This window comes from Lentzea albida (assembly GCF_900111005.1).
Classification (GTDB): domain Bacteria; phylum Actinomycetota; class Actinomycetes; order Mycobacteriales; family Pseudonocardiaceae; genus Lentzea; species Lentzea albida.
The window spans coordinates 1,067,051-1,080,152 of record NZ_FOFV01000001.1 but is presented as its reverse complement, the minus strand read 5'-3'; the positions used below and the strand labels follow the sequence as shown (position 1 = coordinate 1,080,152).

Below are 13,102 nucleotides of genomic sequence, written 5' to 3'. Positions count from 1 at the left end.
GAAGGTGGGCCGAACGAGGCGGTCGGCGAAGGCGGATGAGCCGGCATGTAAGCCGGATCCTGTTCGTGGGACCGAGGTCCCAGTCGGCGGCCATCCATCTGGGCCTGCCGTCGCCGACAGGCTCTAGCGGCCTACCCGCGAGCATCGGGCGGGCAGCCCTCGAACGCTCACGCAGGCACCTTCTCTTGCGATCCGGTGCCCTCTTGGCCTTGCTCCGGGTGGGGTTTACCTAGCCGCCCCAGTCACCTGGGGCGCTGGTGGTCTCTTACACCACCGTTTCACCCTTACCTCGACAAGCGAGGCGGTCTGCTTTCTGTGGCACTGTCCCGAGGGTCACCCCTGGTTGCCGTTAACAACCACCCTGCCCTGTGGAGTCCGGACTTTCCTCGACGCTCACGCGCCGCGGCCGCCCTGCCGACTCATCCGCGCTCACCAGGATATCCCAGCGTCTGGAACCGGTTGTCCACCGGTGCGGACGTTGGTTGACTTCAGCCATGACACGACGTCGCCACGTCGACTACGGCCGCGTGGCAGCAAGCCTCTGTTGCCTTCCGTGAGTCTGTCGTCCTCAGTCCGCGACCTCGGGAGTGCCTCGTCATGTCCGATCTGCTGATCATCTCCGGCGCGCCGTCCCACTCCGCGCCCACCGGGGTCGTCGTGTCGTACGTCGAGGACCACCTGCGGGCCTCCGGGCACCGCGTGGCGCTGCTCGACGTGCGGGCGTTGCCCACGTTGTCGCTGCTCACCGAGGACCTGCGCGATCCGGAGATCGCGGACGCGGTGAGCGGCGTGCTGTCGGCGGACGGCGTGGTGGTCGCTTCGCCCGTCTACCGCGCCGCCTACAGCGGCCTGGTCAAGGCCCTGCTGGACCTGCTGCCGAAGAAGGCGCTGCGTGGCCGCGCGGTGCTGCCGCTGGCGACGGGCGGCAGCCAGGGCTTCCTCGTGGCGATGGACTACGCGCTGCACCCGCTGCTCGCCGCCAAGGGCGCCGACCAGGTGGTGCGGGGCGAGTTCGTGCTGGACAAGAACGTGGGCACCCCCGCGGCGAACGCGGCCCTGGAGGCGGCGGCCGACCGGTTCACGACGGCGCTGACGCCACGTCTGCGCCGGGTGAGCTGACGTCCGTTTTGGCCTTTTCGCTCTCGACATCCCCTGACCGCTGACGCTACGGTCGAGAACGCGCCGGTCCGTTCGACCGGCTCTGGGGAGTTCTTCCGTTGGGGGGCGGGGATTCGCACGCGCGCGGCGATGTGCCGCTTTCTTCGCGTGCTCTGTTTGCTGCACCCCGGAAAGGTGTGCGCACGGTGAAGAAGAGAGTTCTGTTCGCTATACCCTTTTTGCTCGTGAGCGGCCTCACCGGCACGGCCGGGGCGACCGAGGCCTGGGAGGCGCGCGCGTCTCAGGTCGTCGAGCACCGCATCTCGGCCGCGGAGGCCAGGGCGGCCGCCGAGTACTGGACGCCGGAGCGGATGGCCGAGGCCAAGAACGCGGACCACGTGGTCGACGGCGACCCGAACGCGCCGCGGCGCGAGGCGCGGGCACAGGCCGACCAGAAGCTGGCCGAGCCGTACTCGGCCCACGGTGACGTCGGGACGTCGATCTACCGGACCCGGGTGGCGGGCAAGGTCTTCTACAAGGACTCGGCCGGCGGGTCGTGGGTCTGCTCCGGCAGCGTCGTCAACAGCCCGGCCAGGAACATGGTGTCCACCGCCGGGCACTGCGTGCACGAGGGCGACGGCGGCAACTGGCACAACAACTGGCTCTTCGTGCCGGACTACCACCACAACAGCAGGCCGTTCGGCACGTTCGAGGCGTACAACCTCACCACGTTGCGCGGCTGGACCGACGACGGTTCCTGGGCCTACGACTCGGCGTTCGCGCTGATGGGCACCAATGGCAGTGGCCAGCGGCTGGTCGACGCGGTGGGCGTGGCGAACGGCGTCCGCGTGGGCGGTCCGTTCAACCGCACGCACACCGTCATTGGCTACCCTTGCGACAAGGAGAGCTGCCAGGCCCAGTACAACTGCGTGGGCCCGTCCGAACAGGCCACGGTGTTCTTCCCGCGGCAGATCACGATGAGCTGCGGCCTGCAGGGCGGTTCCAGCGGCGGCCCGTGGCTGACGGACTTCCAGGACAACGCCAACGGCACCGGCCTGGGCTACGTCCACGGCGTGACCAGCAACAACGACATCTTCGGCAACCTGCGTTCGCCGTACTTCGAGGACGCCGTCGAAGGAAACCTGTACCGCACGTTCATGAACGGCTAGACCTGGTCACCGGCCGGGCGGAGCGGTCCGCCCGGCCCCTCGGGAGGGATGACCGTGAAGCTGCTCCACATCGTCCTGGCCGCGGCGGCCGCCGCACTGGTGGTGGGCGTTGCAGGCTTCCTGCTGCTGGGCGGCCCGGACGAGCCGGCCGCGTCCCAGCCCACCTCGACCAGCCTGCCGTCCTCGTCACCGGGTTCGGGCTGGACCGAGGAGGAGATGCGCAACGCGCGCCCCAAGGACATGACCGCCGGGCCCAGCGTCGCGGTGCTGGTGAGCGGTCTCCTGGCAGGAGCGGCCACCGCGGGCGTACTGCTGCTGGTGCGCCGCCGTTCCTCGTCGCGCTGACGTCAGCCGAGGTGCGAGGTGTCGTTGATGAGCTTCACCGACGCGTGCCCGTCCGGGTAGAACTCGGCGATCGACACGCCCGTCAGGTCGAGGTGCATCCGGAACAGGAACTGGGGCCCGACGTCCAGCGCCTGCCGGAGCATCGTCTTGATCGGCGTGACGTGGCTGACCAGCACCACCGTCTTGCCGCCGTACCTCGCGATGATGTCCGTGCGCGCCCTGCGCACCCTGGCGTGCACCTGGTCGAAGCTCTCGCCGTTCGGCGGTGTGACCGAGGTGTCGCCGAGCCACCGGCGGTGCACCTCGGGGTCCTGCGCGCTCGCCTCGGCGAACGTCAGCCCTTCCCACGTGCCGAAGTCGGTCTCGATGAGGCCCTGGTGCGTGACCACCTCGAGGCCGATCCTGTCGGCGAGCTTCTGGGCCGTCTGGTGCGCGCGCTGCAGCGGTGAGGAGATGACGGCCGCGATGCCGTCCAACTTGGACAGCCTGGCCGCCGCCTTCTCCGCCTGCTCGAGCCCGAGGTCCGTCAACGGGTGGTCGCCGCGCCCCGAGTAGCGCCGGTCGACCGACAGCTTCGTCTGCCCGTGCCGCAGCAGGATGATCCGCGTGGGCTCCCCGACCGCACCGCTCCAGTGCGGCTGCCTGTCCCCCTCGGCCTTGGCCTCCGCAGGCTCTTCGGCCTCCTCGGGGCGGCCCTCGCCGTCCATGGCCTCGTTGGCCAGCCGGTCGGCCTGCTTGTTGCGCTCCCGAGGGATCCACTCGTAGGTGATCTTCGCGAACCCGCGCGCCACCTCCTGCGCCTCCCGCGCGAGCGGCTGCATCGAGGGGTGCTTGATCTTCCAGCGCCCGGACATCTGCTCGACGACGAGCTTGGAGTCCATCCGCACGTCGACGACCTCGGCACCGAGCTCCCGCGCGGCCCGCAGCCCGGCGATCAGCCCCTGGTACTCGGCCACGTTGTTGGTCGCGACCCCGATGAACCCCTTGCGCTCGGCCAAGGTCTCGCCGCTGAGCCTGTCGCGCACGACCGCACCGTAACCAGCAGGTCCGGGGTTGCCCCGCGAGCCGCCATCCGCCTCGACGATCACCTTCACGGGCCGATCGTAACCCCGCGTTCAGACCCCTCCTGGCACCCTGTATTCTGTTCACATCAGTCTGGGTGGCGGAATGGCAGACGCGCTAGCTTGAGGTGCTAGTGCCCGTAAGGGCGTGGGGGTTCAAGTCCCCCCTCGGACACCAGCTTTATCCACACGCGAGAGGGCGGGTGCTCACCACGAGCACCCGCCCTCTCGCGTTGCAGGTTCCGGCGCACACTCGCGGTAACCCGCTCACCACGGGCACCGATGATGGAGGCATGCGCGCAACAGACGACGCCGGTGCCGTGCTCAACGCCGAGTTCGAGGTGGAGCCGGACGGCGACCACCTCGCGCTGGTCATGAAGAGCGCCGGCGGCAAGGTCATCGGGAGCCCGCACGGCCGCAACCACCAGTACAACCTCGCCCTGGAGCTGCTGCTCCGCCGGCTTCGCGAGCGCGGCGCGGTGCTGGTGAGCGGAGTCGTGGACTCCGCGCCGGCCAGGCACCTGCCCGAGGCGGAACGTACCATCGTCGAGGCGCCGGTCGTGCTGGCGGCGACGCCCGACGTCGAGGCGTTGCGCAGGAGCCTCGGCCGCGCGCAGGGGAAGGTCGGCCGGAACCAGGACGGCAACGCCACCAAGCAGATCCGGCTCCGGCTGCGGGTGCCCGGTTACGCCGCCGACGACGCCGATTGCCTCGCCGCGGACCTGGCACGACGCGCGAGCCGGGGTGAGGCGCCGGACGCGTCGGCACTGCTGCGGTCGCTCATCGGGGATCCGATCGAGACGCTGACCGGCAGTGTGAACACCATCGTCGCGGTCGAGGACAAGCGCGTGCTGGTGAGCACCGACAGGTCGCCGGAGGGGACATGGGTCGACGTTCGCGACGTCGAGGCCGGTCTGGAGAAGCTGCACGCGCAGGGGTCGGTGCTCGTCAACGTCGACGAGCTCGGGCACCGGTCCTCGTTCGTCGGGGCCGTGCTGGCGACCGTTCCCGGCACGGCCATCTCGCTCCGGCCGGCCGTCGTCACGTTGCACGAGGCGAAGTTCCCGGTGCGCGTGCGGAAATTCGCCGTGCTCGACGGCAGCGCGCAGGTCACGACCCGCAAAGAACAGCGGGAGCTGCGCAGGGTGTTGCTCGGCGGCCGGACCGTCGCTCCCTGCGACCTGTGCGGGCATGACTTCCCCGGGGACTTCCTCGTCGCGGCGCACATCAAGAAGCGATCGTTGTGCACCGACGACGAACGCAACGACCTGACCAATGTGGCGATGCTGGCCTGCACGTTCGGGTGCGACAGCCTGTTCGAGTCCGGCCACGTCACCGTGGACGACACCGGTCGCGTCCGCGCCTGGTTCGAGCACGGGTTGCGCGGGCGGCTGCACGACCACCTCAACGAGCTGGACGGACGGCCCTGCGGAGCACACCGCACCGGCTCCGAGGGCTATTTCACCTGGCACCGCGCCAACGTCTACCGCGGGTAGCGACGAAGACTCGCGTTGCAGATTCCGGACGTGATCAAGCCCGCCCCGCACCTGCTGGACGTCGCCTCCGCACTGCTGCCCGGCACCCCGCTCGACAACGCCGTCGTCGCACCCGACGGCACCATCCACGAGGTGCTGCTGATCCCCGGTGTCGCCGCCGTCCGGGTCAGTCGGCGACCGCTGGACGCTACCTCGCTGCCTCGCCGCACCGAGGTGCTGCGGCGGCTGGCCGGAGCAGACCTGCCGTTCCAGGTGCTGGTGCCGCTCACCGAGGTGATCACGTTCGGCGAGCGGGCCGCCGTTGCCGTGTCGTGGGTCGACGGCACCGGGCTGCCCGAGGGAGCGGGCACACCGGAACAGGTCGCCGAGGTGCTGGAGACCGTGCGGTCCGTGCCACTCACCGACTCGTTGATGGAGGTGCTCGACAACCGCGCGGAGGGGTCGTCGTGGTCGGCGATCATCGCCGAGGAGTGAGCTGGTCCCCGGAAGTCGGACTGGGAATCCAGTTCACCGCGGGCAGCCCCTCATCCCCGGAACGTCCTACAGGCCGGACTCCGTGGTGCGGACCATGATCGCGCCGCACTCCTCGCAGCGCACGACCTCGTCGGCCGCCGCCTCCTTGACCTTCGCGACGGCGCTGCGGTCGAGCTCGATCCGGCACGCGCCGCAGCGGCGGGACTGGATCAGCGCGGCGCCGATGCCCCGCTGCTCGCGCTGGCGGTCGTAGAGCTTCAGCAGGTCGTCGGGGAAGCCCTTGGCCATCGTCGAGCGGTCGGTGGTGCGCCTGGTCTCGACGGCCTCGAGGTCGGCGAGGGCGGCGTCGCGGCGGCCCTTGGCGTCTTCGAGCTTCTCGCTGGCCTTGTCGAGCTCGACCCTCGCGAAGGAGACGTCGGCCTCGACGGCCTCGCGGCGTTCCATGAGCTCCAGGAGGTCGTCCTCGAGGATGCCCTGGCGGCGCTGGATGGTGGCGAGCTCGTGCTCGAGGTCGGTGAGCTGCTTGGCGCCGACGGAGCCGGACTGCAGCAGCTTGCGGTCGCGCTCGCCGCGGGCGCGGACCTGGTCGATCTCGGTCTCCTGGCGCTTCACGTCGCGGTCGAGGTCGGTGAGCGTCGTCTCGACGGCCACCAGCGCGTCCTGCTTGGTGCGCACCAGCTGCTCGACCTCGGTGATCTCCGCGATCTCGGGCAGCGTGCGGCGACGGTGGGTGACGCGCGCCAGTTCGGCGTCGACCTCGGCCAGGTCGAGCAGCCTGCGCTGCACTGCGGGATCGGCTTTCACGCAAGTCCTCCTGCTGCTGTGCTCGTCGCACCGACGGTCCACGGATCGGTCCGGCGAGTGGAGACGAGTACGTCGACCCTACCGCCGAAGGCCGACCGCAGGATCTCCGCCGCCTGCTCGCACCACGGCCACTCGCTGGCCCAGTGCGCGACGTCGACCAACGCGGGCCCGCCGGACTCGATGTGCTCGCTGGCCGGGTGGTGCCTCAGGTCGGCCGTCACGTAGGCGTCGACGCCGGCTCGCTTCGCCGTCGCCAGGTAGCTGTCGCCCGCTCCGCCGCACACCGCGACGCGCCTGATCGGGCGGTCCGGGTCTCCCGCGGCCCGCACGCCCTGCACGGTCGCGGGCAGGGCGTCGGCCACCCGCTGGGCGAACGCGCTGAGCGGCTCGGGGGCCGCGAGCTCGCCGATGCGGCCGATGCCGGTGCCACCCTCCTCGCCTGCTTCGAGCGGGCCGGTGACCGTGAGGCCGATGGCCTGCGCGAGAGCGTCCGAGACGCCGGGCAACGCGCTGTCGGCGTTGGTGTGCGCGCAGTACAGCGCGGCGCCGCCCCGGATCAGCCTGTGCACCAACGCCCCCTTGGGCTCGTCGGCCGGAACCCCGTTGACACCGCGCAGGAGCAGCGGGTGGTGCGCGAGCAGGAGCTGCGCGCCGCCCTCCAGCGCCTCGTCCACTGTGGACGACGTGGGGTCGACGCAGACCAGGACCCTGGTGACCTCCTCCCCGGGGTCACCGCAGACCAGGCCGACCGCGTCCCACGACTCGGCGGTCTTCGGCGGATACGCGGACTCCAGGACCGCGATCACGTCGGCGAGCTTCACGCCAGTTCCTCCATCACTACCCGCAGCGCGTCCACGAACACCGCGAACTCCTCCGGCGGCCGGATCGCCACCCGCAGGTACGTGTCGTCCAGTCCGGGGAACGTGTCGCAGCGGCGGACCGCGATCCCCTTGTCCCGCAACGCCTCTCGCGTGCCGCGCGGCGCCCTGATCAGCAGGAACGGCCCTTTCGGGGCAACGACGACGAGGTCTTGGAGCTGCTCCAACGCGTACGCGGCGTGCTGTTCGGCCTCCAGCGCGAACCGCGCGGACTCCTCCAGCGCGAACGGCTCGCAGCACGCCGTGATCGCTTCGAGCGTGAGACTGCCCACGGGCCAATGCGGACGGCCGTGCGCCAGCCGTCGCAGCGTCTCCGGGTCGCCGAGGAAGTAGCCGGCGCGCAGGCCCGCGAGGCCCCAGGTCTTGGTCAGGCTGCGCAGCACCAGCACGTCCGGGTCGTGCGCGAGCGACTCGGGCTCGCCGGGCACGGCGTCCATGAACGCCTCGTCGACGACCAGCCTGCCGGGCAGCTCCTTGAGCGCGGCGGCCTCGTGCAGCACGGACGTCGGGTTCGTGGGGTTGCCGATGACGACCAGGTCGGCGTCGGTCGTGATCGGACGCAGCCGGAAGTCGCCGTCGAGCAGCACGTGCTCGACGGGGATGCCGGCGTCGCGGAACGCCACCTCGGGCTCGGTGAAGCCGGGGTGGACGATCGCGGCACGGCGCGGCGCGAGCTTCGGCAGCAGCGCGAAGCCCTCGGCGGCACCGTTGAGCAGGAGGACCTCGTCCGGCGAGCGCCCGTGACGGCGTGCGACCGCCTCACGGGCGCGCTCTTCAGCCGGTACCGAGGGATAACGTCCGAGCTCGCCGAGCGCCGCGGCCAGCCGTTCGCGCAGCCAATCGGGCGGGTGCGGCACCCGCACGTTGACGGCGAAGTCGGCGAGGCCCGGTGCGGCGTCGACGTCACCGTGGTGGCGCAGGTCTGGGCTGGTCATCGCGCGGATTCTAGGCGACCGGCCCAGAGCACCACGTCACTGCATGTAGCGGCGGAGCTCGGTGAGGTGGCTGATCAGCTCGTCCAGCTGGAACGCGTCGAGCTGCGCGGACTCACCGGGCGGGGTGCGGAAGCAGACGCGACCCTTCTCGTTGAGGTACACCTCGAACGCACGACGGCGCCCGAGGGCGTCGGTGCACCCGATGATCTCCCGTTGCGGGGGCACGTCGGTACCTGTCTGCATGGGCGGCCTCCATGTCGTTTGTCCGTACATCTTGCGACAGTGCTTGAGCGTTACCGTGCGGCGGCACCACATAGGCTGCGTTCCATGCACGTCTCGTTCGTCTGCACCGGCAACATCTGCCGGTCCCCCGTGGCAGCGCTCGTGTTCCGAGAGTGGTTGTCGCGGGAAGGATTGTCGCACCAGGTCCGGGTGTCCAGTGCCGGAACGGGCGGATGGCACGTCGGTGACCCCGCCGATCCGCGCGCGTTGAAGTCCCTGGCGGACAACGGATATCCCGTCGACCACGTGGCCGCGCAGGTCGGCGCCGAACACCTGGACGCCGACCTGCTGGTGGCGCTCGACTCCGGCCACGCCCGCGCGTTGCGCCGGATGGTCGATCCCGACCGCGTGCGACTGCTCCGTTCGTTCGACCCGGACGCCGACGGCGTGGACGTGCCGGACCCGTACTACGGCGACGACGCCGGGTTCGCCGAGGTGCTGGTCATGACGGAGGCGGCGATGCCGGGGTTGATCGCGTGGGTCCGCGAGCGGCTCTGAGGCGCAAGCACCAGTCACCTCGGGCCACCACCGCCGAGGCGGCCGGCCTGCGGTGGCTGCGCGTCGAGGGCGGCCCGCCGGTCCCGTTCGTCCACAGTGCGCACAAGGGCGAGCTGGTGATCGACGAGATCCCGCACGGCGAGCCGAATCTTCAGGCGGCCGTGACCTTCGGACGCCGCCTGGCCGCCCTGCACCTCACCGGAGCCCCGGCGTTCGGCGCTCCCCCGCCCGGCGGTCCGCGCGAGGCCACGATCGGCATGGCCTCGATGCTCAACGAGCCCGCACCGGAGTGGCCGTCGTGGTTCGCGTCACACCGCATCGAGCCGTACGCGCGGGAAGCGGGCATCGACGTGAGCGAGGTGTTCGCGCGTATCGACGAACTCGCCGGCCCGCCCGAACCTCCCGCACGGCTGCATGGCGACCTGTGGAGCGGCAACGTGCTGTGGGGCGCCGACGGCCAGGTGTGGCTCATCGACCCCGCGGCCCACGGCGGCCACCGCGAGAGCGACCTCGCGATGCTCCAGCTCTTCGGCTGCCCGTTCCTCGACCACGTGCTGGGCGCGTACCAGGAGGTCGCGCCGCTGGCCGACGGCTGGCAGGCCCGCGTGCCGCTGCACCAGCTGTTCCCGCTGCTCGTGCACGCCGTCCTGTTCGGCGGCGGCTACCGCGCGCAGGCGATCAGCGCGGCCAGGGCCGCTTTGCTTGGATGAAGTCCATGGACGTCACCGGCTGGACCTGGCTCAACGAACCGCGTGAGTGGTCGCCCACCCCGCTGACCGTGCGCGCCGACCCGGGCAGCGACTTCTGGCGCCTCACCGGCAACGGCGTCGTCCGCGACAACGGCCACCTCTACGGCATGAGCGTCACCGGCGACTTCACGGTCACGGCGACCTTCAGCGGCGAGTACGCGGCGCAGTACGACCACGCGGGCGTCGGGCTGCTGCTCGACGGCGAGAACTGGATCAAGGCCGGGGTCGAGCTGTTCGACGGGAAACCGCAGGCCAGCACGGTCGTCACCCGCGGGTTCTCGGACTGGAACCTGGCGCTCACCGGGTCGTTCGAGCGGTTCACCGTCAGTGCCGAGCGCAAGGGTGACGCGGTCTGGGTCCGCTACGGCCTGGACGGTCAGGAGCCCATGAACCTGCTGCGCAAGGCGTACTTCCCGCCCGACGTCGAGGTGCTGGCCGGGATCATGGCGGCGAGCCCGGAGGGCGAGGGGTTCGTGACCCAGTTCCACGAGGTCGGGATCACCCGATAGCGCGTTGCGTTTGCTTCGAATGCTGCGGATACTTCGACTGGAGGGAAGGAGGAGAACGATGAGTTCCGCAGCATTGCGGGCTGTTCAGCCGAACGACGACGACGTCGTCACCGCGAGCGCCGCGCTGACGAGGGTGAAGACGTACCTGCACGACCACGACGAGGCCGGCGCCGATGTCCGCGTCAGGGCCGAGGGCGAGGACGACGTGCTGGTCCTGCCCCGCGCCGCCGTCGAGCTCTTCGCCCAGATCCTCGCCTACATGGCCGCCGGCCACGGCGTGTCCGTCGTGCCCGCCGACGCCGAACTGACCACCCAGCAGGCGGCGGACATGTTGAACGTGTCACGCCCCTACCTGATCGGCCTGCTCGAAGCTGACGAGATCGAGTACCGCAAGGTCGGCAAACACCGCCGCATCAAGGCGGCGTCGCTGGTGCAGTACATGCGCAACGACGACCAACGCCGGCGGCGCGCGGCCGACGAGTTGTCGGCGCTCACGCAAGAGATGGGCATGGCCTGAGTGAGTTTCGTCGTCCTCTACGACGCCAACGTGCTCTACCCGAGCACTCTGCGGGACCTGCTGATCCGGATCGCGGCAGCGGGTCTCGTGCAGGCCAAGTGAACTGAGCAGATCCTCGACGAGGTGTTCCGCAACATCCGCGAGAACCGGCCGGACCTGTCCGAGGCACAGCTCACGCGGACGCGGTCGCTGATGCTCACGGCGGTCCGGGACTGCCTGGTCACCGGGTACGAACCGCTGATCCCCGCAGTGGACCTCCCGGATCCGGACGACCGCCACGTGCTCGCGGCGGCGATCAGGGCGCGAGCACAGGTGATCGTCACCGACAACCTGAAGGACTTCCCCGCCCAGGTCCTGCGCCAGTGGGACGTCGATCCCAAGGACGCCGACGACTTCGTGAGCGACCAGATCGGGCTGGATGCCAAGGTCGTGTGGAGCTGCGTCCAGCAGATCGCCCACTCCTGGCGCAACCCACCCGGCACGATCGGGGACGTCCTCGCCTCGCTGGAGCGCTGCGGGCTGGTGCAGTCAGTGGCCGCACTCAGGGCGCTCTGAACGGTCATCTACCGTGAGGACGTGCGGTTCAAGTTCCTCCTCAAGCCGGGCTGGCTGGCGCTGACCCTGGCCGTCTGGGTGTTCGCGGGTGCCTGCATCTACTTCCTGTCGCCGTGGCAGTTCGGCCGCAACGACGAACGGCAGCAGCAGAACTCCGCCATCACCAAGTCGCTGAAGAGCGACCCGGCCCCGTTCGGCGCACGGCACGACGAGTGGCAGAAGGTCGAGATCAAGGGCCGCTACCTGCCGGAACTGGAAGCGCTCGCACGACTGAGGACCGTCCAGGGCGAGGCGGCGTTCGAGGTCATCACGCCGTTCGAGACCACCACGGGCCAACGGATCCTGATCGACCGCGGGTACGTGCGGCCGGTCAACGGCATCAAGCCGCCGGACTTCGCGGCGCCCCCCACGAACGAGGTCACGCTCATCGGGCTCGCCCGGCCCAACGAGTCGAACGAGCAGCCGGCGTTCCAGCAGGACGGCCGCCGCCAGATCTACTCGATCAACAACAAGGCCGTCGGCGAGAACATCGAGCCCGGCTACTACCAGCTGATCGAGAACCAGCCGGGCGCGCTCGACACGCTGCCGCTGCCCCGGCTCGAGTCCGGGCCGTTCTTCTCCTACGCGCTGCAGTGGATCGCGTTCGGGGTGATGGCGGTCGGTGGCTGGCTGTACTTCACGATCCGCGAGGCGCGGCCGGGCGGCGTTCTCTACGAGGGCCGCACGAAGAAGAAGTCGATCGCCGAGCTACTTGCGGAAGAGGGCGATGAAGGCGCTGACCAGGCCCGCGCCGAAGCCGACGACGCGGGACAGCTCCACGGCTCGCGTCACGTGACCTGAGTCCGGGTTGCGGCCGTGGCCGAGCACCGGGCGTTCCTCGACGCCGTGTGAGTAGGCGGTGCGGCCGCCGAGCCTGATCTCCAGGGCGCCCGCGAAGGCCGCTTCCACCTGGCCCGCGTTGGGGGACGGGTGCGCGGCCGCGTCGCGACGCCAGGTCTCCAGGGCCTGCGGGGCCGAGCCGCCGACGACGGGGGCGCCGCCGACCGTCAGCAACGCCGCCAGCCGCGACGGGATCAGGTTCAGCAGGTCGTCCAACCGCGCCGAGGCCCAGCCGAAGCGCAGGTAGCGCGGGGACTTGTGGCCGACCATCGCGTCGAGGGTGTTGGCCGCGCGGTACGCCAGCAGGCCCGGCACGCCCGACACCGCGCCCCAGAACAGCGGCGCCACCACGGCGTCCGACGTGTTCTCGGCCACGGACTCCACGGTCGCGCGCGCCAGGCCCGTCGTGTCGAGGCGGGCGGCGTCGCGGCCGCACAGGTTGGGCAGGCGCGACCGAGCCGCGTCGAGATCACCGTCGGCGAGTTCGCGGCCCATCGACGTGCCCTCGGTGGCCAGCGAGTGACCGCCGAGCACCACCCACGTCGCCGCGCCGGTCGCGAGGGCCTGCGTCAGCCAGTTGCGGCGCGTGGCCCGTTCCACGGCCACACCGAGCGCCACGGTCCCACCGACGAGCACGGCCGTGTACGCCACACCGGCCGCCTCGGAGTTCGCGTAAAGGCGCTTCTCCAGGGCCGCCGCGGACGTCCCGAATGCCGCTACCGGGTGAAATCGGCGTGGATCACCGAACACCGCGTCCGCCGCCACGCCCAGCAACAACCCCAACGCGCGACCCGCACCCACGGCTTCCTCCCCAGTTCGTCGAAAGCACGGTAGCGCCGCGTCGCTCCGGCGA

Annotated in this window: 17 protein-coding genes, 1 tRNA gene and 1 other RNA gene; 12 read left to right on the top strand and 7 right to left on the bottom strand. The window is 70.6% G+C overall.

The features are described 5' to 3' along the window. Window positions 1-32: 32 nt before the first annotated feature. Window positions 33-422, bottom strand: an RNA gene (gene rnpB, locus BMY74_RS05275) — RNase P RNA component class A. Between the two features lie 175 nt (window positions 423-597). Between rnpB and BMY74_RS05270 the strand changes: the two genes are divergently transcribed. The 3 genes from BMY74_RS05270 to BMY74_RS05260 all read left to right on the top strand — a co-directional run bounded on the left by BMY74_RS05270 (window position 598) and on the right by BMY74_RS05260 (window position 2,612). Further along, a complete protein-coding gene (locus BMY74_RS05270; protein WP_089910065.1) occupies window positions 598-1,119 on the top strand; it encodes an NAD(P)H-dependent oxidoreductase in 522 nt (173 codons plus the stop codon). Between the two features lie 224 nt (window positions 1,120-1,343). Beyond that, the gene (locus BMY74_RS05265) at window positions 1,344-2,267 is read left to right on the top strand and encodes a trypsin-like serine peptidase (RefSeq protein ID WP_143091450.1); all 924 of its coding nucleotides are present in this window, start codon (window positions 1,344-1,346) and stop codon (window positions 2,265-2,267) included. A gap of 54 nt (window positions 2,268-2,321) precedes the next feature. Beyond that, a complete protein-coding gene (locus BMY74_RS05260; protein ID WP_143091449.1) occupies window positions 2,322-2,612 on the top strand; it encodes a hypothetical protein in 291 nt (96 codons plus the stop codon). 2 nt (window positions 2,613-2,614) lie between these two features. On the opposite strand, the gene BMY74_RS05255 is transcribed toward BMY74_RS05260, so the two are convergent. Beyond that, window positions 2,615-3,700 (bottom strand): bifunctional RNase H/acid phosphatase, encoded by a 1,086-nt coding sequence (locus tag BMY74_RS05255; RefSeq protein ID WP_089910572.1) that lies wholly within the window; start codon window positions 3,698-3,700, stop codon window positions 2,615-2,617. A gap of 65 nt (window positions 3,701-3,765) precedes the next feature. Between BMY74_RS05255 and BMY74_RS05250 the strand changes: the two genes are divergently transcribed. The 3 genes from BMY74_RS05250 (at window position 3,766) to BMY74_RS05240 (ending at window position 5,643) form a co-directional block, all read left to right on the top strand. Further along, window positions 3,766-3,851, top strand: a tRNA-Leu gene (locus tag BMY74_RS05250). A gap of 115 nt (window positions 3,852-3,966) precedes the next feature. Next, window positions 3,967-5,169 carry a hypothetical protein gene (locus BMY74_RS05245; RefSeq protein WP_089910056.1) on the top strand — a complete coding sequence of 401 codons (1,203 nt, stop codon included), beginning with the start codon at window positions 3,967-3,969 and terminating at the stop codon, window positions 5,167-5,169. 30 nt (window positions 5,170-5,199) lie between these two features. After that, window positions 5,200-5,643: a hypothetical protein gene (locus BMY74_RS05240; protein ID WP_143091448.1), complete on the top strand. Its 444-nt coding sequence runs from the start codon at window positions 5,200-5,202 to the stop codon at window positions 5,641-5,643. A gap of 66 nt (window positions 5,644-5,709) precedes the next feature. Here the strand turns inward: BMY74_RS05240 and BMY74_RS05235 are convergent, their stop codons facing one another. From BMY74_RS05235 to BMY74_RS05220, 4 genes are read right to left on the bottom strand one after another with little or no spacing between them, the layout of a single operon-like run. Next, the gene (locus BMY74_RS05235; protein WP_089910049.1) at window positions 5,710-6,447 is read right to left on the bottom strand and encodes a zinc ribbon domain-containing protein; all 738 of its coding nucleotides are present in this window, start codon (window positions 6,445-6,447) and stop codon (window positions 5,710-5,712) included. Continuing rightward, entirely contained in the window at window positions 6,444-7,268 is an 825-nt protein-coding gene (locus tag BMY74_RS05230) for a Nif3-like dinuclear metal center hexameric protein (protein ID WP_245785895.1), read from the bottom strand. Before BMY74_RS05230 ends, BMY74_RS05235 begins: the two co-directional genes overlap by 4 nt. Then, window positions 7,265-8,260, bottom strand: a complete 996-nt coding sequence (cobC, locus tag BMY74_RS05225; protein ID WP_089910046.1) for an Rv2231c family histidinol phosphate aminotransferase CobC — start codon at window positions 8,258-8,260, stop codon at window positions 7,265-7,267. The genes BMY74_RS05230 and cobC overlap by 4 nt, the downstream gene beginning before the upstream one ends. 36 nt (window positions 8,261-8,296) lie before the next feature. After that, on the bottom strand, window positions 8,297-8,503 hold the full coding sequence (locus BMY74_RS05220) for a hypothetical protein (protein ID WP_030472678.1): 207 nt from the start codon (window positions 8,501-8,503) through the stop codon (window positions 8,297-8,299). 84 nt (window positions 8,504-8,587) lie between these two features. Here BMY74_RS05220 and BMY74_RS05215 point away from each other — a divergent pair, with 84 nt between their 5' ends. The 6 genes from BMY74_RS05215 (at window position 8,588) to BMY74_RS05190 (ending at window position 12,210) form a co-directional block, all read left to right on the top strand. Then, on the top strand, window positions 8,588-9,040 hold the full coding sequence (locus tag BMY74_RS05215; RefSeq protein ID WP_089910043.1) for a low molecular weight protein-tyrosine-phosphatase: 453 nt from the start codon (window positions 8,588-8,590) through the stop codon (window positions 9,038-9,040). Then, window positions 9,019-9,750, top strand: coding sequence for a fructosamine kinase family protein (locus BMY74_RS05210; RefSeq protein ID WP_089910040.1), 732 nt, complete (start codon window positions 9,019-9,021; stop codon window positions 9,748-9,750). Before BMY74_RS05215 ends, BMY74_RS05210 begins: the two co-directional genes overlap by 22 nt. Next, the gene (locus BMY74_RS05205) at window positions 9,747-10,298 is read left to right on the top strand and encodes a DUF1349 domain-containing protein (RefSeq protein WP_089910036.1); all 552 of its coding nucleotides are present in this window, start codon (window positions 9,747-9,749) and stop codon (window positions 10,296-10,298) included. The genes BMY74_RS05210 and BMY74_RS05205 overlap by 4 nt, the downstream gene beginning before the upstream one ends. 58 nt (window positions 10,299-10,356) lie before the next feature. After that, window positions 10,357-10,815, top strand: a complete 459-nt coding sequence (locus BMY74_RS05200) for a helix-turn-helix domain-containing protein (protein ID WP_089910032.1) — start codon at window positions 10,357-10,359, stop codon at window positions 10,813-10,815. Between the two features lie 111 nt (window positions 10,816-10,926). Further along, a complete protein-coding gene (locus BMY74_RS05195; RefSeq protein ID WP_281244952.1) occupies window positions 10,927-11,370 on the top strand; it encodes a VapC50 family PIN domain-containing toxin in 444 nt (147 codons plus the stop codon). Between the two features lie 21 nt (window positions 11,371-11,391). Next, window positions 11,392-12,210, top strand: coding sequence for an SURF1 family cytochrome oxidase biogenesis protein (locus BMY74_RS05190; RefSeq protein ID WP_089910028.1), 819 nt, complete (start codon window positions 11,392-11,394; stop codon window positions 12,208-12,210). Here BMY74_RS05190 and BMY74_RS05185 read toward each other — a convergent pair. Further along, window positions 12,118-13,050: a cobalamin biosynthesis protein gene (locus BMY74_RS05185; RefSeq protein WP_089910025.1), complete on the bottom strand. Its 933-nt coding sequence runs from the start codon at window positions 13,048-13,050 to the stop codon at window positions 12,118-12,120. The genes BMY74_RS05190 and BMY74_RS05185 overlap by 93 nt on opposite strands. Window positions 13,051-13,102: the final 52 nt, after the last annotated feature.